General features: G+C 65.7%; 18 protein-coding genes, 1 tRNA gene, 2 pseudogenes and 1 riboswitch. Of the genes and pseudogenes, 11 read left to right on the plus strand and 10 right to left on the minus strand.

Annotated elements, in window-relative coordinates; translation table 11 throughout:
• Positions 1-382: 382 nt before the first annotated feature.
• The 5 genes from QK290_RS06995 to QK290_RS07015 all read right to left on the minus strand — a co-directional run bounded on the left by QK290_RS06995 (position 383) and on the right by QK290_RS07015 (position 5,183).
• Positions 383-1,018, minus strand: coding sequence for a DUF4232 domain-containing protein (locus QK290_RS06995; protein WP_282329964.1), 636 nt, complete (start codon positions 1,016-1,018; stop codon positions 383-385).
• 104 nt (positions 1,019-1,122) lie between these two features.
• Positions 1,123-1,857 (minus strand): YcnI family protein, encoded by a 735-nt coding sequence (locus QK290_RS07000; RefSeq protein WP_282329965.1) that lies wholly within the window; start codon positions 1,855-1,857, stop codon positions 1,123-1,125.
• A gap of 88 nt (positions 1,858-1,945) precedes the next feature.
• The gene (locus QK290_RS07005) at positions 1,946-2,569 is read right to left on the minus strand and encodes a hypothetical protein (RefSeq protein ID WP_282329967.1); all 624 of its coding nucleotides are present in this window, start codon (positions 2,567-2,569) and stop codon (positions 1,946-1,948) included.
• Positions 2,570-2,645: 76 nt separating this feature from the next.
• A complete protein-coding gene (locus tag QK290_RS07010; RefSeq protein ID WP_282329968.1) occupies positions 2,646-3,992 on the minus strand; it encodes a hypothetical protein in 1,347 nt (448 codons plus the stop codon).
• A gap of 69 nt (positions 3,993-4,061) precedes the next feature.
• Positions 4,062-5,183 (minus strand): nitronate monooxygenase, encoded by a 1,122-nt coding sequence (locus tag QK290_RS07015; RefSeq protein WP_282329969.1) that lies wholly within the window; start codon positions 5,181-5,183, stop codon positions 4,062-4,064.
• Positions 5,184-5,621: 438 nt separating this feature from the next.
• Between QK290_RS07015 and QK290_RS07020 the strand changes: the two genes are divergently transcribed.
• Together QK290_RS07020 and QK290_RS07025 are read left to right on the plus strand one after the other, a co-directional pair.
• Positions 5,622-5,963 (plus strand): hypothetical protein, encoded by a 342-nt coding sequence (locus QK290_RS07020; RefSeq protein ID WP_185262540.1) that lies wholly within the window; start codon positions 5,622-5,624, stop codon positions 5,961-5,963.
• Between the two features lie 105 nt (positions 5,964-6,068).
• Positions 6,069-6,848: a type 1 glutamine amidotransferase domain-containing protein gene (locus tag QK290_RS07025; RefSeq protein ID WP_282329970.1), complete on the plus strand. Its 780-nt coding sequence runs from the start codon at positions 6,069-6,071 to the stop codon at positions 6,846-6,848.
• A gap of 220 nt (positions 6,849-7,068) precedes the next feature.
• On the opposite strand, the gene QK290_RS07030 is transcribed toward QK290_RS07025, so the two are convergent.
• Positions 7,069-7,158 (minus strand) — tRNA-Ser (locus QK290_RS07030).
• A 259-nt stretch (positions 7,159-7,417) separates the two neighbouring features.
• Between QK290_RS07030 and QK290_RS07035 the strand changes: the two genes are divergently transcribed.
• The 5 genes from QK290_RS07035 (at position 7,418) to QK290_RS07055 (ending at position 13,122) form a co-directional block, all read left to right on the plus strand.
• Positions 7,418-8,896 carry a DUF222 domain-containing protein gene (locus tag QK290_RS07035; RefSeq protein ID WP_348994658.1) on the plus strand — a complete coding sequence of 493 codons (1,479 nt, stop codon included), beginning with the start codon at positions 7,418-7,420 and terminating at the stop codon, positions 8,894-8,896.
• 274 nt (positions 8,897-9,170) lie between these two features.
• Positions 9,171-10,232, plus strand: coding sequence for a zinc-binding alcohol dehydrogenase (locus QK290_RS07040; RefSeq protein ID WP_282329971.1), 1,062 nt, complete (start codon positions 9,171-9,173; stop codon positions 10,230-10,232).
• 3 nt (positions 10,233-10,235) lie between these two features.
• Positions 10,236-10,631 carry a 6-carboxytetrahydropterin synthase gene (locus QK290_RS07045; protein WP_282329972.1) on the plus strand — a complete coding sequence of 132 codons (396 nt, stop codon included), beginning with the start codon at positions 10,236-10,238 and terminating at the stop codon, positions 10,629-10,631.
• Between the two features lie 4 nt (positions 10,632-10,635).
• Complete coding sequence (locus tag QK290_RS07050; RefSeq protein WP_282329973.1) at positions 10,636-11,850, plus strand: glycosyltransferase family 4 protein; 1,215 nt, start codon at positions 10,636-10,638, stop codon at positions 11,848-11,850.
• A gap of 3 nt (positions 11,851-11,853) precedes the next feature.
• A complete protein-coding gene (locus tag QK290_RS07055; protein ID WP_282329974.1) occupies positions 11,854-13,122 on the plus strand; it encodes a crosslink repair DNA glycosylase YcaQ family protein in 1,269 nt (422 codons plus the stop codon).
• Between the two features lie 6 nt (positions 13,123-13,128).
• On the opposite strand, the gene tadA is transcribed toward QK290_RS07055, so the two are convergent.
• Positions 13,129-13,635 carry a tRNA adenosine(34) deaminase TadA gene (tadA, locus tag QK290_RS07060; RefSeq protein ID WP_282329975.1) on the minus strand — a complete coding sequence of 169 codons (507 nt, stop codon included), beginning with the start codon at positions 13,633-13,635 and terminating at the stop codon, positions 13,129-13,131.
• A gap of 130 nt (positions 13,636-13,765) precedes the next feature.
• On the opposite strand from tadA, the gene QK290_RS07065 reads away from it, so the two are divergent.
• The 4 genes and pseudogenes from QK290_RS07065 to QK290_RS07080 all read left to right on the plus strand — a co-directional run bounded on the left by QK290_RS07065 (position 13,766) and on the right by QK290_RS07080 (position 16,043).
• Entirely contained in the window at positions 13,766-14,458 is a 693-nt protein-coding gene (locus QK290_RS07065) for a phosphatase PAP2 family protein (protein ID WP_282330051.1), read from the plus strand.
• A 42-nt stretch (positions 14,459-14,500) separates the two neighbouring features.
• The gene (upp, locus tag QK290_RS07070; RefSeq protein WP_282329976.1) at positions 14,501-15,136 is read left to right on the plus strand and encodes a uracil phosphoribosyltransferase; all 636 of its coding nucleotides are present in this window, start codon (positions 14,501-14,503) and stop codon (positions 15,134-15,136) included.
• A gap of 59 nt (positions 15,137-15,195) precedes the next feature.
• Positions 15,196-15,282 (plus strand): annotated as a pseudogene (locus QK290_RS07075) (glyoxalase); the annotation flags it as partial.
• 77 nt (positions 15,283-15,359) lie between these two features.
• Positions 15,360-16,043, plus strand: a complete 684-nt coding sequence (locus QK290_RS07080; protein ID WP_282329977.1) for an HAD-IA family hydrolase — start codon at positions 15,360-15,362, stop codon at positions 16,041-16,043.
• Here the strand turns inward: QK290_RS07080 and QK290_RS07085 are convergent.
• From QK290_RS07085 to QK290_RS07095, 3 genes and pseudogenes are all read right to left on the minus strand, one after another.
• On the minus strand, positions 16,040-16,768 hold the full coding sequence (locus tag QK290_RS07085) for a hypothetical protein (protein ID WP_282329978.1): 729 nt from the start codon (positions 16,766-16,768) through the stop codon (positions 16,040-16,042). The two genes, QK290_RS07080 and QK290_RS07085, sit on opposite strands and share 4 nt — an antisense overlap.
• A 5-nt stretch (positions 16,769-16,773) precedes the next feature.
• A riboswitch (cyclic di-AMP (ydaO/yuaA leader) is annotated at positions 16,774-16,926 on the minus strand.
• Positions 16,927-17,026: 100 nt separating this feature from the next.
• Positions 17,027-18,579, minus strand: a pseudogene (locus QK290_RS07090) (HAMP domain-containing sensor histidine kinase).
• Positions 18,580-18,582: 3 nt separating this feature from the next.
• On the minus strand, positions 18,583-19,323 hold the full coding sequence (locus tag QK290_RS07095) for a response regulator transcription factor (protein ID WP_282329979.1): 741 nt from the start codon (positions 19,321-19,323) through the stop codon (positions 18,583-18,585).
• Between the last annotated feature and the right edge of the window lie 483 nt (positions 19,324-19,806).

Here is a 19,806-nt window from a genome sequence, read left to right on the forward strand (position 1 = left end):
TCGCGGAACACCATTGCCTGCCCCACTTGTTGTAGCCGGTGCCGAAAATATACGGCCCCGTCCGCGGGCCAGCGGGCCAAAGAAGGGCATCAGATTGGTGGCCTGGTAGTCCTGGGCTGAACACATGTGCGTGGGCACGGCGCCGGGAAAGTGCGCCAGGGCCCAGTCCAGCAGACCCGACCCGTGGGACTTTTGGGATTCGGTCCGCGCCACATGGTGCCCGTCTCCGCCTGCCAGCAGGAGCCGGCGCCCCTCGGCCTCGTAGTCTTGCAGTCAGGTCAACGTAGGCCCCGACCTGTCTTCTGCGGAAAACACCGGGCCAGGCTGGACGGGACGTCATAGACACTAGGTGTACTTACCAAGGCCGGCCGGGCCCAGAGCATCAGGCGGGCTGGAAGGCTCCGACGCTCAGGAGGGCGATGTTCGCATTTGTGCACGCGCTGGTGGGCTGCGGCAGGAACAACGACGCCGTATCTTCCGGCGGGTAGATGCGGTAACCGGCCGCGTCCGTCAGCGTGCAGTCGCTGTAATTCGCGGCCTGGGTGTAGCGGAGGACGGCGGTTCCGGTCTGGTCCGGCGCGAGCAGGACGTCCGCTACGGGGGTGGTTTCGTCGCGGGTCGCCGCCGCGCCAATCGGTGCGCCGTCGGCGTCGGCGGTCAGCGAAACCCCCGGGTATCCCTTGAGCAGGCAGGGCGCCGTGCCCGTGTTCGTGAGGTTCAGTTTCATGTAGACGCTGCCCGCCGCGCCCCCGCCGGACGCATCGGTAGCAGCCGACAGGGTGGCCGCCTTGCAGAGCGCGGGAGCGGGCGGGGTGGTGGACGACGGCGGCGACTGGGACGCGTCCGGAGACGCCGGCGTGGCGGACGGGCTGGCGGAGTTGGTCCCCTGCGTTGTCGTCCCCGGCGTCGCGGTCCCCTGCGTCTGCGGCTGGCTCGGTCCGCAGGCGGTGAGCATCAGCGCCGCCGCCGCGACCGCCGTCGTAATAACAAACCCTTGTGAAATGCGCTGAGACGTCATGGCACCACCTTTGTTGCTGCTGTGACGGGAGTCAACGCTGCCACGGGCCTGCGGGAGGATTTGATGCCCGGATCGTGATCATCCGGGCATCAAATCCGGCGATGTTACGCGGCCGTTTCCTGTCGGCGCTTTGAGCTGCTGCGGGCGAAGGCCACCCCGCCAAGGGCGAGTCCGCCGAGACCGGCAGCAAGCCCCGCCCAGCTGCGGGCGTCCGCGCCACTGTCGGTCACCGAGGTTGCCTGCTCGGTGGTGTGCGCCGTAGAAGCAGCAGCGCCGTGGCCGTCAGCGCTGGCCGCCTCGGTGATGGTGATGGACGGGGCCGGCGCCTTGAGGGAGTGCGGGTCCTGGCCGTCCGTGGCGATCTCCGACCAGTCAGTCTGCCCGCTTTCGCACGACTGCAGCGTGGGGAAGTAGAGCGTGGAGCCGGCCGCATCGGGCAGCTTGACCGACAGCACCAGGGCATCGCGCAGCTCGTGCTCCAGCGGAGCCTTTGCCGTGTACACAATCTGGCTGGTCCGCTTGGTGATGGACGTGCCGTCGGCCAGTTTCTTCGGCTCGGCAAGCTGCTCGGTCACCTTTTCCACGGTCCAGTCGGGGTTCACGGTGGGCTGGGCGTCGTTGAGTTCGGCCGGCAGGGTGATGGCCACTTTGGTGGTGTCGGACTCCTCGCAGCCGTGCGTGATGCCGAAGGTGAGCAGGGCGTAGGAATTGGCGTCAGTTTTGTTCGGGGTGACGCCGACGTGGGCCGACGCGCCTGCTGCTGCGGCCAGGATCAGGACTGCTGCGCCGCCGGTGGCTGTTGCAGAGGTGAGGGTACGGCGAAGGAAGGTGGTGGTCATGGGATTGCCTTTCGGCCGCACGCCGCATGGCGGCGTGCGGAAGTACGGGGTGGGGCCCGCGGCCTGCGGAAGTGCCGTGCGGGCGGGGTCAGGAAGCTACGACGGCGGAAGGCGGGCCGCGTCGGCTGTGTTGCCTGAGGTTCCGCCAGGGGCGGAGGGGGAGAACCGCCGGTGGGCCGGGCACCGAACTCGGCGTAGCGGCGTCGGGGGTTACCGCTTCCGGGAGCCGGACGAGGGGCTTCAGCCACGCGGCCAGAGCCCACAGCGCGGCCTCGCCCTTGGCAAGCAGGAGGGCGCAGGCGGCCGTGGCGAGTGTGTGGGTCAGGAGCATCAGGATGCCCGTGGAGCCGGAATCATTGATGTGGCTGGCGGCTGCCATGACAGGCGCGGCGGCGCCGGAGAAGTGCGCGTTATGGAGCCCGGCGGCAGCAATGCTCGCAGCGCTACCTGTGGAACTGAAGGCCGTCAAGGCTTCGTGCAGGATGAACTGGCCGGCGCCCAGGACCGTGAGCATGGCCGGAAAAGTGAGTCGCAGCCTCGTGGCCGTGGTGGCCGCCAGTACTGTCACTGCGAGCACGGCCAGCAGGATGCCTGGGGCGGGAAGGTCGCCGCCGCCGGCCACGTGGGCCCAGGCGGCAAGAGTCAGGACTCCCGTGGAGAGGGACGCGGCGCGAAGGAAATGGAAGGGTGGCCGGGCATGGTTGGTGCGCACGGATCCTCCTTATTTCGGTCGCCGGTGACGGTCTCCAGTCGCGTTCTAACTGTGGTTCTTCTGCAACGTTCAGATTCTATCGGCCTTTGCGCGGGCCACTGGCGTGTGCCGGGCCGTGCAGCGCGATTACGTTGGATGGGAACTCTGTGGCGTCGGATGGCTCGTCCGCGAGGTTTAGGAAACCTATGGCCAGGTCGAGGCACTGGATGGCCACCGGGGGAACGCGGTAATCAGTCGCGGCCTCCACCAATCCCAGTTCGGCCAGCAGGGATAATTTCTGCTGTGCCTCCAGGGCTGCAAACGATGCGTAGATCTCCTCAAGTGCCATGTCCTCGAGCTCGGTATCCTCGATGTCCGCATCCTGAAGCAAGGCGCCCTCAACGTCCGGCAACGCCATCCGTTCGAGTTCCGCCACCGGCATTGGTTCGTCGGTAGTGCCATACGTGAGGACGGCCAGCAGCGTCCCGGCGACCGCTTCTTGGCCCCACCCCCGGTCCGGGTCCGTGAGTACGCCGGCAAGGAGGACCACCGACAGCATCCGGCGGATGTCCAGCCGTTCCTTGAGCCGGGTGCTGTTCCAGGCGGCCACTTCCGGGCCGGGAATGGCCTTGGTGGATCCGAGTGTGACCAGGCCTGCCCCCACCAGGGCTGACCAGATCTCGCGGAGCACCGGTACGTCGTGCATGGTTCCGACTTCGAGCAATGTTTCGGGCTGGCCCTTGGCAGTTGCCAGATCGAAAGGTGGCGCGGCTCCACTGGCGCCACGCTTCCCACGGGCCTGGACTCCTGCGGCTGCGGCTGCCGGTTCGATGTTCTTCAGGCGCAGCGCGCCCGTACTGGTGATTTCCCTGCCGGTTCCGATCCACTCCAGGAGGGCCGACGCACGCTGGATCAGCGGCATGGCATTGAATGCAGCCTCCTGGTGGTCGTCGCTCAGGTCAGGTACCTGGATAGCCGGCAGTTGCGGGACTGCCGCGGCGATACCGTTTCCCAGGGCCGAATGGAGCTCCTCAAAGGCGGCGTCCGTGCCGGTCCAGCGGCCGGTCCCGTTCAGGAAGTGGATATACGAGTGAAGGGCGAAGTAAATGTCGTCGAAGGCCTCCTCCATGTCGTCGGGGTCCAACGACGCCGCAATTGCTCCGGCCGCCTGCTCCAGGCTTTCACTGTCGATAGCTGTGGCCGAACTCGAACCGTTGATGGCGTGCTGCGACGTGAGGAAGAGTTTGACCAGCTCAAGACACTCGAAGGCGCCGGCAGGATCAGGGTCTTCGGTCGCGTGCCACTGAATGAAGTCGTGAGCCATCGAATCAATCACCCGGTGGTTCATGACCAGCTGCAGGGGCATCTTGGGGGCCGAGGGTACGGCCTTGAGGTGCCGCCGGTCCTTGTTTCTGCTCTTGGATTTGCCGGTCTTTTTGGTCAAGGTTGCCTCCGGTGTCAATGGGCGCTCGCCCCAGGTTCGCGGCCTGGGATAACCGCGGATGTATCGAGCCTACAAAATCTCCGTGCCGGCAAGCAGTTCGGCGAGGACGTCCGCGGCCGAGTCATGCCGGATCAGCGCTGCGGACTGCCCCGCCCAAAGCGACATGAGGTCCGTGTTCCCTTGGGCGGCTGCCTCCGGCCGGAAGCGGCCGGTGAGCCAGTTCTGGGCGGGGAACGGGGCTATTCTTCGCTCCGGGATTCCAGCCTCCGAGAGCCCAGCCTTTGCCACGTTGGCCTCTGAGAGTTCGGCGATGATGCGGTTGGGGATGCCGCGGGCAAGCCGTCCGCTGAGGGTACTTGTCAGCACCGTTTGCCGCGCGGCGGGGCTGTGGAGGACGGCCCGGTACGCAGGCACCGCCGCGGATTCGCGAGTGGCAAGGAACGCCGAGCCCACCTGGACCGCGTCGGCGCCAAGGGCCATGGCGGCTGCGTAACCGCGGCGGTCCGCGATTCCCCCGGCAGCGATGACCGGGATCCTGACGGCATCAGCCACCTGCGGAACCAGAGCAAAAGTTCCGATCAGGGACTCCTCGGCGGGCTTCAGGAACGAGACGCGGTGGCCGCCGGACTCCATGCCACTTGCGACCACGGCATCCACTCCACCGGCTTCCAGGGCAACAGCTTCCGCCACGGTGGTCGCGGTCCCCACCACGACTATGCCACTCCGATGCGCCGCCTCGATCAGTTCCGGCGCGGGCACACCAAACACAAAGCTGACGACGGCGGGACCCGCCGCCAGCGTTGCCTCCACCTGCTCTTCGTAGTCGGGCAGGAAGCGGTCCGGCATGTGCGGAAGCGGAAGGGCCAGTTCGTCGAAGTACGGCTTCAGGGTTTCCAGGTACCGATCGAAGGCCGCCTGGGGGAGCACGGTGGTTTCGTCGCCGGGAGGAATCCAGAGGTTGAGGGCGAACGGCTTCGCCGTTGCCTTCCTCAGCTCAGCCACTGTGTTCCGGATGGCGTCGGCGCCATAACCGTACAGACCGTAGGAACCCAGCCCGCCGCCGTCGCTCACGGCTGCTGTCAGCTCCACGGAAGAGACCCCGCCGAAAGGGCCCAGCACCACCGGAACGTCCGTACCGAACAGATCGGTGATGCGGTTTGTCCGGGCAGAGGTGCGGTGCTCCGGCGTCATACGGCGGCTCCTGAAAGGTCGATGGTTTGGCTTCAGGACCCAGTCTCGCAGGGCTGGCGTCCCCTGCTCAACCTGTGGCCGGGGAGTCAGTCTGTTTCCGGACCCGAGCAGTAATGGCAGTCGTCGGGGCAGGTCTCGGTCGCGGCTGGCTGAAAGGGAGCTGGAGGCCGTCGCTGACCCGGTCGCTGACCTGGAACAGTCTGCGGCCGCCGAGTAGCGCGATTCGTCGTCGAAGTCACGGGTCTTCCTTAATGATCGGGTGCCGGTCAGGCGTGCCGGTCATATTCATCCAACCCGAAGGGCTCTGGTCCGCTCAATGGAGGATATGACCACGGTTGCGGCATTCGATTGTGCAGGCATCCAACAGGGCCATGTACGGCGACACGGGGCAGGGCTAGACTGCTGGCGTAAGTGGCCAACCACCTCAGGGAGCACATGATGAACTACTCAGGAACTGGCAACGAGAAAGCCACCCCGGCCAGCGAACTCAACAGGACCCATGTGGGTCAGACAGTCAGTTTTGAGCCGGACGAATTCACACTGGTGTTCGGAAAAATCGCGGCCATCGCGCGCAAGGAAGGCAGCGTGACCATCGCTTTGCAGGGCGTTGAAGGAAGCGGCGGCCTGCAGTCCAGTTACAGCCTTCCCGGCAGCCGGCACGTGTATTTGCAGCCGGACATGCTCACCAATACCGAGTCCACCATCAAAGACCTCTTCGGCAAGGTCCAGGAGAACCTGCGCGGCGGGCACAAGGGCGATGACAGGACGGACAAGCTCTAATTGGGGAACTATCCGTCGGGTACAGCAAATGTCGTTGCCTTTTAAGACGGAGACGGTCCAAAGTGGGCTGGGCGTAGGGTGGACGTTAGACGGAAGGAGCACTTCATGAAGAAAATCCTCATGGTACTGACCAGCGTTTCCGAGATCGGCGATACCGGAGAGAAGACCGGTTACAACGTGGCCGAGGCCGCACATCCCTGGAAAGTCTTCAAAGATTCCGGGCATTTCGTCGACTTTGCCTCCATGAAGGGTGGCCAGCCCCCGCGCGACGAGGTGGACTCAAAAGATCCCATCCAGGTTGCCTTCACGGAGGACGAGACCACGCGCGCCGGTCTCTACAACACTGCCCGCGTCGACGTCGTTGATCCCGACCAGTACGACGCCGTTTTCCTCGTGGGAGGCCACGGCACCATGTGGGACTTCCCGGACAGCAAGGGTTTGCAGAACCTCGTAGCCAGTGTCTACAACGCCGGCGGCGTGGTGGGCGCCGTCTGTCACGGGCCAGCCGGACTGTTGAACGTCGAGTTGGCCAACGGCTTTCGGTTGGTCGAGGGCAGGAAGGTGGCGGCCTTCACCAACGACGAGGAAGTTGCCGCGGGGAAGGACAAGGTCATCCCGTTCTTTTTGGCCGACCGGCTTGAGGAGCAGGGTGCCACCCACGTCTCCGCTGGCGTCTTTGAGGAAATGGTCGTGGTCGACGACCGGCTGGTGACCGGCCAGAACCCGGCCTCAGCCGCTGGCGTGGCCAAGGAGATGGAGAAGCTCCTGGCGGAGGTTATCCACCAGGAAAAAGCCGAGGAACAGCACGAGGCGGAGGCGCTGCGCGCCGAAAAAGACGCCGAGAAGAGCGCCAAAAAGGCTGCTGTGGCAGGCACCGAGCACTAACGCCCGCAGCGCGCTGAAACTTGGAGGCCGCCCCGCTGACGGGGCGGCCTCCAACCGGCGTACACGCGCCGGCGACCGTACTGTCCAGCGCATCGCGGACCTGCTTCAGATTCCGCGCTCCATGACGTACGGCAACCTCAACGAATCAAGGGGCCAAGTTTGGGGCAAAACAAAACCCCTGCTTCCCTTTGTTTACTAGGGAAGCAGGGGTCTTGCCAGTTGGCGGTGACGGTGGGATTTGAACCCACGTTGGCTTTGACACCAAACAACATTTCGAGTGTTGCACCTTCGGCCGCTCGGACACGTCACCAACCTGAATAGGCTACCGGAGCATACCGCCCATCCACAAAACGGCATGTGTTCAGCCCCTCATGGCGAAGGGACACTTAGCGCAGCTCCAGTACGAAGGGGCAATTGAGTCCCACTCTTCAACTCGAACGGACAGTTGGGCCTCCAATGTAGCGCCCTCGACGTGCTGCACGGTCAGGGGGCCGAGGAAGGCCGCGGAGTTTTCCACATAGCCATTGGGCCTCGGCGTTATTGTCGGACCCTCACGGGATGATTTGTGTATGGATAGCAGAGCAGCTGTGGCGACGGCGGAGGCCCTTTCGGTGTCTTTCGCGGAGCTTGCTGCTGTGCTCCGGGGCGGGCCGGAAGCCGCCGGCTTCGGGGATGCTGATCCGTTGCGCCGGGTAGCGGATGATTTCCTGGACGGGCTGGCGGAGATCTCACGGTTGGACGCGAAAAGTGCTGCCCTGAAGGTCTGGCTGGCTGCCGGTTACAGCGCCGCTGCCGAGGCCCTGGCGGGCCCTGCTGAGTCGCCGCAGGACCATGGCGGGCAGGAGATGGCTGTCGTCGCTGAGGTCGCCTGCGTGCTGACGGTCAGTGACCGCGCCGCCAGTGCCCTGCTCGCTGAGGCGCACGCGCTGACCACGGCCCTGCCGCTGACGTTCTCGGCGCTGCAGGCCGGGGTCATTTCGTGGCAGCACGCGAGGATCATGGTCGATGAAACCGTGAACCTGGACCCTGCAGGCTCGCAAGCTCTCGAAGGGCATTTCCTGGACCCGGACGTCGCGAATCCGGCCCGTGGGTGCCCGGCCGGTGAGCTCGCCCCCGGGAGGTTCCGGCACAAGGCCCGCACCTGGCGGGAACGCCATCATCCGGTCAGCATCGAAAAGCGCCACGCAAGGAGTGCTGCCGATCGGCGGGTGGAGTACGCCCCGGACCGTGACGGGATGGCCTGGCTCTCCGCGTACCTGCCCGCCGATCAGGCGGCCGGGATCTGGGACCGCACCACCACAGCCGCCCGGGCCCTCCAGGGGCCTCATGAGGGCCGGACCCTCAGCCAGCTCCGCGCAGACACCGTCGCGACCTGGCTCCTGACCGACACCAGCGCCAGCGCCGGGGCCGGAACCGGTGATGAGGGTAGGGAAAACAGCGGCAGCGCGACCGGTGAAACGAGCCACCAAGAGACCGGGGGCATCGCCGTGAGCGGCGGTGTTCCCTCGCCCCGGGCACAGGTGCTCATCACCGTGCCGGTGTTTGCGCTGCTGGGCCTCACGGATGAACCGGCCATGCTCGACGGATACGGACCGATCCCACCGTCCATGGCCCGCCAACTCGCGGCGGAAGGTGCGGAGTCCTTTCGTCGGGTCCTGATCGATCCGCGGGACGGTGCTCCGCTGGAGATCGGGAGGACCAGCTACCGGCTCACGAAAGCGCAACGCCAATGGCTCAGACTGCGCGACGGCAAATGCCCGTTCCCGGGTTGCAGCAACCAGTCCCTGGACAACGAAGCGGACCACCTCCTCGCCTGGGCCCACGGAGGCAGCACCGGGATCAGCAATCTCGGCCAGCCCTGCCACAAACACCACCGACTCCGCCACACCACAGCCTGGAAACCCAGCAGCGCCACCAAGAACGAACCACCCGGCTGGATCTCACCCACCGGACGCCACTACCCCAGCGAACACCCCGACTGGGAACCACCACGCTGGCCACCACAACTGTCGGGCCAATGGTCAGCGCTGGCGCCCCGTGCAGATTGAGGAGTGCCCGAAGACGAAATTCCGGGCGAACCCGTGGGGGGCGATCCCTTTCCCGAACTTCATGCTGCTGAACTTCAGCTGCCAGACAATGAACCGCCCGGCTATTCCCTGTTCTCGGACGCTCTTCCCGACGGTCCGCTGCCCGACGACCCCTACCCGAACTGGGACTTCAGTGCGAACGGACAGTTGCGGCCCCGATTTCAAGGGCTTCAAGTGTCATCTCGACCGGAGTGGGTGTCGCGGAGAGCGCCCGCGGACTAGATTCATAAGCAAGATGACGAATTCAGGCAAAGAGGCACAGGCAACCGCGTACTGGACTACGGGGCCGAAACAAGGCGAGCTTCGGAACGAGGCTCTGCCCGCCCCCGGACCCGGCGACGCTTTGGTCCGCACGCTGTATTCAGGCATCAGCAAGGGCACGGAAATCGTGGTCCACACCGGCTCCGTCCCACCACGCGTGGCCGAGGAGATGCGCGCACCGCACCAAGAGGGCACCTTCCCGTCGCCCGTGAAGTTCGGGTATCTCTCGGTGGGCATTGTGGAGGCGGGGCCCGAAAACTGGGCGGGCCAGAAGGTCTTCTGCCTCAATCCACATCAGGACCGCTATGTCATTTCCACGGACGCCCTCACCAGGATTCCCGACGGCGTCCCGGCCCGCCGCGCCGTCCTCACAGGTACCGTGGAAACCGCCGTGAATGCCCTCTGGGAAGCCGGGCCGAGGCTGGGGGACAGGATCGCCGTCGTCGGTGCCGGTCTGGTGGGCGGCATGGTGGCCACGCTCCTGCGCACGTTCCCGCTGGCACGCCTGCAACTGGTGGACCTTGACCCGGAACGTAGGCACCTGGCGGACAAGCTGGGCGTGGGGTTCGCCCACCCCGATGATGCCAAATCGGACTGCGACATCGTATTCCACTGCTCTGCCTCCCAGGAAGGCCTCGAACGCAGCCTGCAGCTGGCCGGCTATGAGGGGGAGATCATCGAGATGTCCTGGTACGCCAACCGAAAAGTCACGCTGCCGCTGGGAGAGGACTTTCACGCCCGCCGCCTCTCCATCCGGGCCAGCCAGGTGGGGGTGGTTTCCCGGGCGCGGCGGCACCGCCGAACCACGGCTGAGCGCCTGGAATTGGCTGTTGAGCTCCTCAAGGACCCGGTCTTCGATGCCTTCCTTACCGGTGTCTCTCCGTTCACGGACCTTCCGGCGGTAGTTCAGAACCTCGCCGACGGCACCCTCGAAGCCCTGTGCCACGTGATCGAATACCCCAACGCTGACAGCCTTGGAGCGTACAACCCCGGGCACGACAGCCCAGCCGAAGCCAACCCCAAAGACAGGAAGTAGCCAGTGTTCAGCCTGACCGTCAGACGTCACTTTATGATCGCCCACAGCCTCCCGCGGGAGGTATTCGGCCCGGCCCAGGCCCTCCACGGGGCGACGTTCGTGGCGGAGGTGACATTCCGCCGTCGTGCGCTGAACCAGGACTCGATCGTCCTGGACATCGGCGCTGCGGGCGGCATCATCGAGGACGTGCTGTCCGGCCTTAACTACAAAAACCTGGACGAACATCCGGACTTCGTGGGCAGGCTTAGCACCACCGAAGCACTTGCCGAGTACATCGCCCACGCCGTCGCAGCCAAGCTCAAGGATGACGACGACGGCCGCGAGCTCGCGGGAATCGACGTCACCCTGCGCGAAAATCCGGATGCCTGGGCCGCCTACACCCTTGACCTGTCCGCCTGATCCCATGCTGGTCAGGTTCCTGGTCCCCGCCAATATCCGCCACAACTCCGGCGGCAATGTCTACAACGCACTGCTCACCCAAGGCCTGAGATCGTTGGGGGTTACCGTCGAGATACTGGCGGTGGAAGGTTCGTGGCCTGACGCCAGCGCTGGAGAACGACGGCGGCTGGGCGGCCTGCTGGGCGCCTGGGACGCAAGGGCGGACTCACCACAGGCGGACACCACCCCGGGAACCGTCACCCTCGTGGACGGGCTGATTGCATGCGGTGCCCCTGACGAACTGGAGTACGCCGCGGCCGCCGGACAAGACACCTGGGTCCTACAGCATATGCCGTCGCCCAACCACGCCGACGGCGAAGGGCGGGCACTGCGGGCGGCCGCCGGAGTGATCTGCACCAGTTTGTCCGCCGCGGCCTCGGCGGAAGAAAAGCACGGGCTCCCCGCCACCCGGATTGCCCTGCCCGGGACGGACCCAGCCCCGGTGGCGTCAGGTTCGTCCCCGCCCCACATCATTGCGGTGGCCGCGCTGCTCCCTAACAAGGACCAGCTGCTGATTGTGGCCGCGCTGGCCAGGCTCCAGGACCTCGCCTGGACAGCGTCCCTGGTAGGAACGGACGACGCCGACCCCGCCTATGCGGCACAGGTCCGGGCAGCCATTGCCTCCTCTGGAATGGAAGGCAGGGTGCGTGTGACAGGCCAGCTCGCCGGGACGGCCTTGGCGGACGAATGGAACCGGACGGACCTGAGCATTCTTGTGTCGCGGGCCGAAGCCTTTGGGCTTGTGGTGACGGAATCGCTGGCCCACGGCATCCCTGTCATTGTGCGGGAGGGAACCGGTGCCGTGGACGCGTTGGGCCTCGCCGGGGGATTCACCCGCAGGCTCGCGGGAAGAACGGACGGCGGGCGTGGTGGTGAACGTGATGGCGGGATATATGCGGTGCCAGGTGCCGCCGTCGGACTCGCCGGATCCGAAGGCGACGCACCTCGTGGCAATGGACCTGAAGACCACCACGCGGACGTGCTCGCTGCCGTGATCCGGCGGTGGCTGGTGGATGAATCCCTCCGCGCCGGCTGGCGTGCGGCTGCCCTGGCGGCACGGGAACGGCTGCCCGGCTGGGACTCCACCGCCCGGACCGTCCTGGAAATCCTCGGTGGATCTGCTGAAGCAGTGACTGCCGAAGGGAAGCCTATCGCCACAGGGACGGCCGGTGGACAATAAGCCATGACCACGCTCCCGAGCTCCGCCACCGTCTTGATTCCACCGGCCGTGATCCCACCGGCAGTAAGCCGCGATGCCCCGGATCCGCAGGTGCTCACTCCAGAGCTCCTCAGGGCATGGGCCTGGCACAAGCAGGGCCTCGATGGCACACTGCTGGGCGCGGACGCCGCCGACGTGTATAGCAGGGCCGGCTGGGCCCGTTCCGTCGGCGGAGCCAACCCCTACCTCACGCTCTTTGCCCGCGCCGGCACCAGCCGCGCGCAGGCGGATGCCGACGTCCTGGCGCTGAAAATCCACGAGCTGCCCACCGCCCGAGGTTGCACCTACGTGCTGGGAAGGGATGACTTTGCGTGGGGCCTCCAGATCGGCCGGGACGCCGCCGTGGCGCCGTTCCGTGCGCTGGCAAGAATGGGCGTTGAGCGTGGCGAGATCACGCTCCTGGAGGAGGAGATCCTCCACGCCCTGGCCGAGGCCGGCAGCCCACTGGACCCCAAACAGCTCAAGGACCTGCTGGGCGCCTCGGTCCGGAACCTCGGCGAGGAGGGCAAAAAGAAAGGCGCGGCCACCACGTTGCCAACGGCACTGGGCCTCCTCCAAGCGGACGGCCGGATCCGGCGCGTACCCGCCAACGGCCGGCTGGATCAGCAGCGCTACGCCTACACACTGTGGGGTCTGGCGCGCACCGCCATGGACGACGACGCCGCGCGCAGCCTCCTGTTGCAGCGCTACCTCGGCTGGACTGGCGGTGCCACGGTCAAGCAGTCGCAATGGTTCACCGGGTTCACCCTGGCCCACACCAAGGCTGCGTTGGCCGCCACCGGGGCGGTGGAAATTCCCACCGCCAAGGGCGAGATGCTATGGGTGCTGCCCGACGACGTTGGACGGCTTGCGTCGTTCGAGGCGCCGGCCGAGGAACAGATTCAGCTGCTGGCCGGCACTGACTCGTTGGTCCTGCTCCGCAGGAACTCGGGAGATCTGTTTGCCGAGCAGGACAAGGGAAGGCAGGTCCTGGGGTCCACGTTGGCGTTGCAGGCTGATCTGCCGGACCACCCCATCTTCGACCGCGGCCGGATCATCGGACTGTGGCAATACGATCCGGGGGAATTCCGGATCGCCCATTGGCTCTTTGGCGGGGCCACGCCCGCAGTATCCCGGCGCATCGGCGAGGTAGAGGCCTGGATCCGGGAGGAACTGGGCGACTTCCGCTCCTTCAGCCTGGACTCACCAGCCTCGCGCCAGGACAGGATCGACGCCCTTGATGCCGCCGGCTAAGCCGCGTTACAGCTGGCTGCGGTGCGCAGCGAAAAAGTCCCTGAGGACCGTTCCGCACTCCTCTTCCCGGACGCCGCCGTACACCTCAACCCAGTGGTTGAGCCGGCGCTCGCGGAGGACGTCGAACACCGAGCCCGCCGCTCCGGCCTTCTCGTCCCAGGCTCCGAAAACCACGCGGGGAATCCTGGCCAGCACCACCGCGCCGGCGCACATGGCGCACGGTTCCAGGGTCACCACCAGTGTGCAGTCCGCAAGCCGCCAGCCATCCCCGGTGCCGCCGTCGAGCTTGGACAAGGCACGCAACCTGTCCGCAGCCTGGCGGATGGCTACCACCTCGGCGTGGGCGGTGGGGTCTCCCAGCTCTTCCCGCTGGTTCCGTCCGGTACCCAGCACGGCGCCGTCGGGCCCTATCACCACTGCGCCGATGGGCACGTCATCGGTGGCCAGGGCGCGCCGGGCTTCGTCCAGGGCAAGACCCATCCATTCGATGTGGTTCTTTCCTGCAGCGGCCATGGCTCAATGATAGTTTCGAAGGATATCCATCCTTGACACCCACTGACGCCAGGAGGAATTCGTGGACGGCGATACATTCAGGGGCCGTGTAGGCCAATGGTTCAAGCCCTATGCCGCCTTGTGGCTCACCATGCTGGTGGGTGGTGTGCTGGTGGTCATCCTGGCACTGCTGGGTGCTGAGGTTTACAACAACGTAGTGGACGACGCAGGACTGACGTCGTTGGACCTGCCCGCGCTGGAGCTGTCCCAGAGCCTGCGGAACCCGGCGCTGGATGCCGGGGTAACCGCTTTGACCAACATCGGCGGGGGCATCGGCATGCCTATCCTGGCCAGCATCCTGACCGGCTGGCTGACGTTCCTGAGCCGGACCTGGCGGCCGATCATCCTGGTGGGCGGTGCCGCGGCTGTCTCCACAGTGGCTACCACTGTGGGCAAGCGCTTGGTTGGCCGTACCCGCCCGGACCACTCCGAAGCGGTCCCGCCCTTCGAGACTTCGCCGTCCTTTCCCAGCGGCCACACCCTGAACACGACGGTGGTGATCGGTGTCGTGGTGTACGTCATGTGCCTGCAGTTCGAAATGCTGTCGGCGCGCATCACGGCCATCACCGCCGGGGTGATCTTCATCATCGCCATGGGCCTGAGCAGGGTGTTCCTGGGCCACCACTGGCTCACGGATGTGATGGCCGGCTGGTTCCTGGGCCTTGCCTGGGTTGGCATCGTGATCCTGGCGCACCGGCTCTTCCACGTGCTGCGGAAACGCGAGCACGCGGGCCCGGCGCCGACGTTCGAACACCCAGTCCTGCGGGATGATCCGTCGAGCTGATTCCCGGCCGGAGGCTGCCCGCGTGGGTGATAGTTTTGACGCATGCGCACTCTCGTTGTGGACCACCCGCTGGTCGCCCATAAACTCACCGTCCTGCGGGACAAGAACACTCCGTCGCCGGTCTTCCGGCAGCTGACGGAAGAGTTGGTGACCCTCCTGGCCTACGAAGCCACCCGCGAGGTCCGCACCCAGCCGGTCACCATTGAGACGCCGGTCAGCACCACTGTGGGCACCGCTTTCACCAAGCCCACGCCGCTGGTGGTTCCCATCCTGCGCGCCGGGCTCGGCATGCTTGAGGGCATGACCAAACTGGTCCCCACAGCTGAGGTGGGCTTCCTGGGCATGGCCCGCGACGAGGAAACTCTGGACATCATCACCTACGCGGAGCGGCTCCCGGAAGACCTGACGGACCGGCAGATCTTTGTGCTGGATCCCATGCTTGCCACCGGAGGAACCCTGCGCGAAGCCATCAAGTTCCTGTTCAAGCGCGGCGCCTCAGACGTCACGTGCATCTGCCTCCTGGCCGCGCCGGAAGGCCTGGCCAAGCTCGAAGAGGAGCTCGCCGAGGCGAACGTCACCATCGTCCTGGCGTCCATCGACGAACGGCTCGACGAGAAGTCCTACATTATTCCGGGGCTCGGCGACGCCGGCGACCGCCTGTACGGCATTGCCGGCTAGTTATGGGCTCCTCCAGAATTTAGTTCTTCCGCTTTCCCGCCGCCGCAGTTAACGTGTGGCCGATGGAAGGCATCCGCTTCGTCCAGCTGACCCCGCCGGGTTCCGCCTGCTCCATCTGTCTCGGCGAGGGCCTCAATGACGCCCCCAGGTACGGCGCCAAGCCTGCAGATGTGGGCAGTGACATCCAGGCCGCCCACGTGGCGTGTGAGGCAAAATAGGCAGCATGAACATCCCTACACCTGCCGCCACACGAGCACTGACCTGTCGTGCCGTACTTTTCGACATGGACGGCACTCTGGTGGACTCCACAGCAGTAGTGGAGGAGGTATGGGGAGAATTCGCGGCCCGGTACGGTCTGGACATCGCCGAAATCCTCCGCACTTCGCACGGCATCCAGGCCGCGGATACGGTGCGCCGGTTCGCGCCGGCCGGAGCCGACGTTGTGGCGCTCACTGCCGAACTCGGCGCCGTGGAAAGGGTGCGGACTTCCGGTATCGTCGCGTTGCCTGGGGCTGCCGAGCTGCTTAGAAGCATCCCGGCCGAGGCCGTGGCGCTGGTGACCTCAGCGGATAGGACCCTTGCAGACATCCGCATGGACGCCGCGGGACTCGCCATGCCAGCCACGGCCGTGACGGCGGAACTGGTCACACGGGGCAAGCCGCACCCGGAAGGGTACCTGAAGGCAGCCGGGCTGCTGGGCGTGCAGCCGGCGGACGCCCTTGTGTTCGAGGATGCACCCGCCGGAATCGCGGCAGGTGTTGCCGCGGGGATCCGGACTGTGGCCGTGGGCCCCAACACGGGCGAATTGCCGGCAGGAGTGCTCCACATCCCGGACTACGGTGCAGTGACAGTCTCCGTGGAACCGGACGCCGCGGGCCGCCGGCCCAGGGGACTGGAGCCGGCCTAGTACCAGTTGTGCGACAGGTGGAAGTTCAGGGCGCCGCACGGTGACTGGTAGCGCTCCTGGATGTAGTTCAGGCCCCAGTTGATCTGCGTGCGGTAGTTGGTGAGGTAGTCCCCGCCAGCGCTCGCCATCTTCTCAGCGGGCAACGACTGGACGATGCCGTACGCGCCGCTGCTGGCGTTGGTGGCCGTGGTGGTCCAGTCGGATTCCTTGGTCCACAGCGTCTGCAGGCACTGCATCTGGTCAGCGGACCAGCCGTAGGTCCCCAGTTGACCGGCGGCGTAGGCCTGGGCTCCTGCGGGGTCGTTGACGGCCACAACAGGTGCCGGGACAGGCTCGGGAGCCGGCGCCGGGACGGCCTCCGGGGCCGGGGCAGGTGCGGGTTCGGCAGCCTGGGGCGCCACGTTGATCTCGGCCGGTGCAGCTTCCGGGGCGGCCGGGGTCTGGATCTGGGCTGCTTCGAAGCTCAGCTTCGACTGGGCGCTGGCTTCTTCGGCGGACTGGTCCGCGCTGGCTGCAAGCGACGCGGATTCGGAAGCGTGTGCTGCGGCGCTGACGCCGACCAGGAGGGCGCACGCCGTCGCAAACACGGCGACGCGCTGGCCCACGGAGGGAATCCGGGCCGCCTTGGACAGTGGGGACATTGCTGCACCGACGCGGGTCTGCTTGCGGTGGCTGTTGGACTCTGGGTCGCCCTGCGGGCGTGTTTCTACCTTGAATTCAGACATGATGGATCGCCTCTCACACCTGCGGAGTTAGCTGTCGGGTTCGGATAAGGGCATCCGGCCACACGGCACAATCACGTGTTGGCTTAACCCCAAAGGGCACTTGGTGCCCGGGACGGTGGGTCCCCCGCCTCTGCCTCTGAAATCGGAATCCGGGAAGCGGCAGAGCTTGGCGTCATCCGGATATGCGGCCCGAACGGGATCCGCACCTGTTCGACGGTACAGGAGCTGGACGCTTAAGTCACATTTTGGTAACAGGAATCACGACGACGGTGTGTCGCCTTGCTGTCCTCGCGCTTCGGCTGGTTGCGCCACCGCACCGGCGGGGAGGAGCAAGGCGAACTCTGTCCGCTCGGCCCGCGATGTCACTTCCACGTTCCCGCCGTGCGCCTCCATGATGGACTGGACAATGGACAGGCCCAGGCCGCTGGTGCCCTCCGACGCCCCGGCGCCCGAGGTCGGTGCCGTGCCCTTGCGGGCCGCGTCTGCGCGGGCAAACCGGGAGAAAACATGGTCCACGAACTCCGCAGGGATGCCGCCGCCGTCGTCCGTTACAGTCACCGCTGCGCTGCCATCGGCAGACCTCGTAACGGCGGTGACCACGGTGGTCCCGGGCGGCGTGTGCTTGCGCGCATTCGAGAGCAGGTTGACCAGCACCTGACGCAATTGGGACGCGTCACCGGTGACGGCGAGCGGTTCGTCAGGCAGTTCAAGGCGCCAGTGGTGGCCCGGGGCTATGACTTTCTCGTCACTGACGGTTTCGATGACGAGTTGGGTGAGATCAACTTCGGTGAGTTTCAGGGGCTGCCCCTCATCGAGCCGGGCCAGCAGGAGCAGGTCCTCCACCAGGGTGGTCATGCGTTCGGACTGGCTCTGGACCCGCGCCAGGGATTTTCGGCCGTCCGGCGTGAAGTCCTCGGTCATCCGCATCAGCTCCGTGTACCCGCGGATGGCGGTCAGCGGGGTGCGCAGTTCGTGCGACGCGTCCGCAACGAACTGCCTCACCTTGGTCTCGCTCCGCTGCCGCGCCTCGAGTGCGTTGGCGACGTTATCCAGCATCAGATTGAGGGCGTGTCCTACGCTGCCCACTTCGGTTCCGGGTTGGAGTTCGACGCCGGGACGCGCACCGCGAGTGCCACCTCGCCCGCATCCAGCGGGAGCCGGGCCACCCGGGTTGCCACCTCGGAAAGCTGCTCCAACGGCTTCATGGTGCGCCGGATGAGCACGGTTCCTGCCAGTCCGATCAGCGACAGGCCGCCAAGGGAAACGAACACAAAAGTCCAGACCAGCGACGTCAGCGTGCTCTCCTTGGCAGCGAGCGGAAGTCCCGTTACCAGGACATCGCCGTAGCCGGTGTCCACGGCCACAATCCGGTAATCCCCGTTGGACAGCGAACGGTCCACAGGAAAGCCGGTCCGGGTCAGCGCCAGCAGGGTTTGCTTGTCTTCCGCGTCGAGTGCCAGGCGTGCGGTGTCCGAGTTCAGGAAGCCGCCGCTGGGGATCTGGCCGTCCAGAATACGCGCATTCAGCGTTCCTACGCTCTGCCCGCGGGCGTCGAGCGGGTCTGTCCGGGCGTTGAATCCGCCCAAACCCGGACGGCCGGGACCGTTCGAGAGTTTGGCGGCCTGGCTCAGTTGTTCATCCAGCTGGCCGGTCAGAAAGGAGTCCATGGAAGCGTAACTGAACAGGCCCACAGCGCCGCAGATGGCCACCAGCAGCGCCATGGCCAACAGGATCAGTCGCGTGCGCAGGTGCCACGTGTCAGGTTTCAGCCAGCTCCGGGCCGGTGCTGGGCTTGCTCGCGGTGAGGACACGGCCTAGTCCGCCGGCTTGATGACGTATCCGGCGCCGCGCACAGTGTGGATCATGGGCGGATGGACGGCATCCACTTTCTTTCGCAGATATGAGATGTAGAGTTCCACGATGTTGGCCTGGCCGCCGAAGTCGTAATTCCAGACGCGGTCAAGGATCTGGGCCTTGCTGATGACGCGTTTAGGATTCTCCATGAGGTACCGGAGCAGTTCGAACTGGGTGGCCGTGAGCTGGAGGTCATCGCCCGCACGGGTCACTTCGCGGGTGTCGATGTTGAGGACAAGATCGCCCACCACAAGTTCGGCTGTGTCCATCGCGGCAACGCCGGACCGTTGGACCAGGCGGTGCAGCCGCAGCAGGACCTCCTCCATGCTGAACGGCTTGGTCACGTAGTCGTCCCCGCCGGCCGCGAGGCCCAGGATCCTGTCCTGGACGGCGTCCTTGGCGGTCAGGAAAAGCGCAGGCACCTCCGGGGCGAAGGCGCGGATCCTGCCCAGCAGCTCAACGCCGTCGAAGCCCGGCAGCATCACGTCCAGTACCAGGACGTCCGGGCGGAACTCCTTGGCGAGCTTCACGGCCTCGGGGCCATCGGCGGCAACGGCAACAGACCAGCCGGCCATGCGCAGCCCCATGCTCATCAGTTCGGAGAGGCTGGGTTCGTCGTCAACCACCAGGGCACGGATGGGGGAGCCGTCCGGGTGGGTCAGTCGCGGAAGGTTGTTGGTCATGGAGTGCGAAGTGGCCATGGGACAACTCTCCGGTTATTGAGTTAGCCCGCGCTATGGGGTTCCTGTGCGCACGCTGTGAATCCCAGCCTCGCGAGCTGGGTGCTGAGAGATGGGTGCAGCTAATGCACGGGCTGGAGCCGTTTCCGCTGGACAGGCGGCAAAAGGCAGCAAGCAATTTCAGGAAGCCATACTGCGGTGAATTTCAAGGACTTAACACCGCGAATGGACGAACATTGTTCGCCAAAATAGGCTATTTGCACACCTTCGACGGACAGCAGCCGCTAATTTGTCGTCATATAAGAATGGTGATCCATGACACAAATCCGCATTCTGTCTCACTATGCGGGACAACGCACCCATTGTTACTTGCAAGTTCTCATTGTTACGTTGCACACTTTGAATTGTGAACAAGAACTCAACAGCACCTGCAGCCGCAGAATATTGGCCCAGCACATCCGCTGCTGCCGACATGCGCTGTTGTCGAATGCACGCCTGACCTTC

Origin of the sequence: Pseudarthrobacter sp. AL07, from assembly GCF_029960665.1 — a bacterium.
Classification (GTDB): Bacteria; Actinomycetota; Actinomycetes; order Actinomycetales; family Micrococcaceae; genus Arthrobacter.

Excerpts from the sequence above, each read along its gene's own strand:
- QK290_RS06995 (WP_282329964.1), bottom strand. The coding sequence starts at position 1,018 with ATGACGTCTCAGCGCATTTCACAAGGGTTTGTTATTACGACGGCGGTC.
- QK290_RS07000 (WP_282329965.1), bottom strand. The coding sequence starts at position 1,857 with ATGACCACCACCTTCCTTCGCCGTACCCTCACCTCTGCAACAGCCACC.
- QK290_RS07015 (WP_282329969.1), bottom strand. The coding sequence starts at position 5,183 with ATGACGCCGGAGCACCGCACCTCTGCCCGGACAAACCGCATCACCGAT.
- QK290_RS07020 (WP_185262540.1), top strand. The coding sequence starts at position 5,622 with ATGAACTACTCAGGAACTGGCAACGAGAAAGCCACCCCGGCCAGCGAA.
- QK290_RS07025 (WP_282329970.1), top strand. The coding sequence starts at position 6,069 with ATGAAGAAAATCCTCATGGTACTGACCAGCGTTTCCGAGATCGGCGAT.
- QK290_RS07035 (WP_348994658.1), top strand. The coding sequence starts at position 7,418 with ATGGATAGCAGAGCAGCTGTGGCGACGGCGGAGGCCCTTTCGGTGTCT.
- QK290_RS07040 (WP_282329971.1), top strand. The coding sequence starts at position 9,171 with ATGACGAATTCAGGCAAAGAGGCACAGGCAACCGCGTACTGGACTACG.
- QK290_RS07050 (WP_282329973.1), top strand. The coding sequence starts at position 10,636 with ATGCTGGTCAGGTTCCTGGTCCCCGCCAATATCCGCCACAACTCCGGC.
- QK290_RS07055 (WP_282329974.1), top strand. The coding sequence starts at position 11,854 with ATGACCACGCTCCCGAGCTCCGCCACCGTCTTGATTCCACCGGCCGTG.
- tadA (WP_282329975.1), bottom strand. The coding sequence starts at position 13,635 with ATGGCCGCTGCAGGAAAGAACCACATCGAATGGATGGGTCTTGCCCTG.
- QK290_RS07065 (WP_282330051.1), top strand. The coding sequence starts at position 13,766 with ATGCTGGTGGGTGGTGTGCTGGTGGTCATCCTGGCACTGCTGGGTGCT.
- upp (WP_282329976.1), top strand. The coding sequence starts at position 14,501 with ATGCGCACTCTCGTTGTGGACCACCCGCTGGTCGCCCATAAACTCACC.
- QK290_RS07080 (WP_282329977.1), top strand. The coding sequence starts at position 15,360 with ATGAACATCCCTACACCTGCCGCCACACGAGCACTGACCTGTCGTGCC.
- QK290_RS07085 (WP_282329978.1), bottom strand. The coding sequence starts at position 16,768 with ATGTCTGAATTCAAGGTAGAAACACGCCCGCAGGGCGACCCAGAGTCC.
- QK290_RS07095 (WP_282329979.1), bottom strand. The coding sequence starts at position 19,323 with ATGGCCACTTCGCACTCCATGACCAACAACCTTCCGCGACTGACCCAC.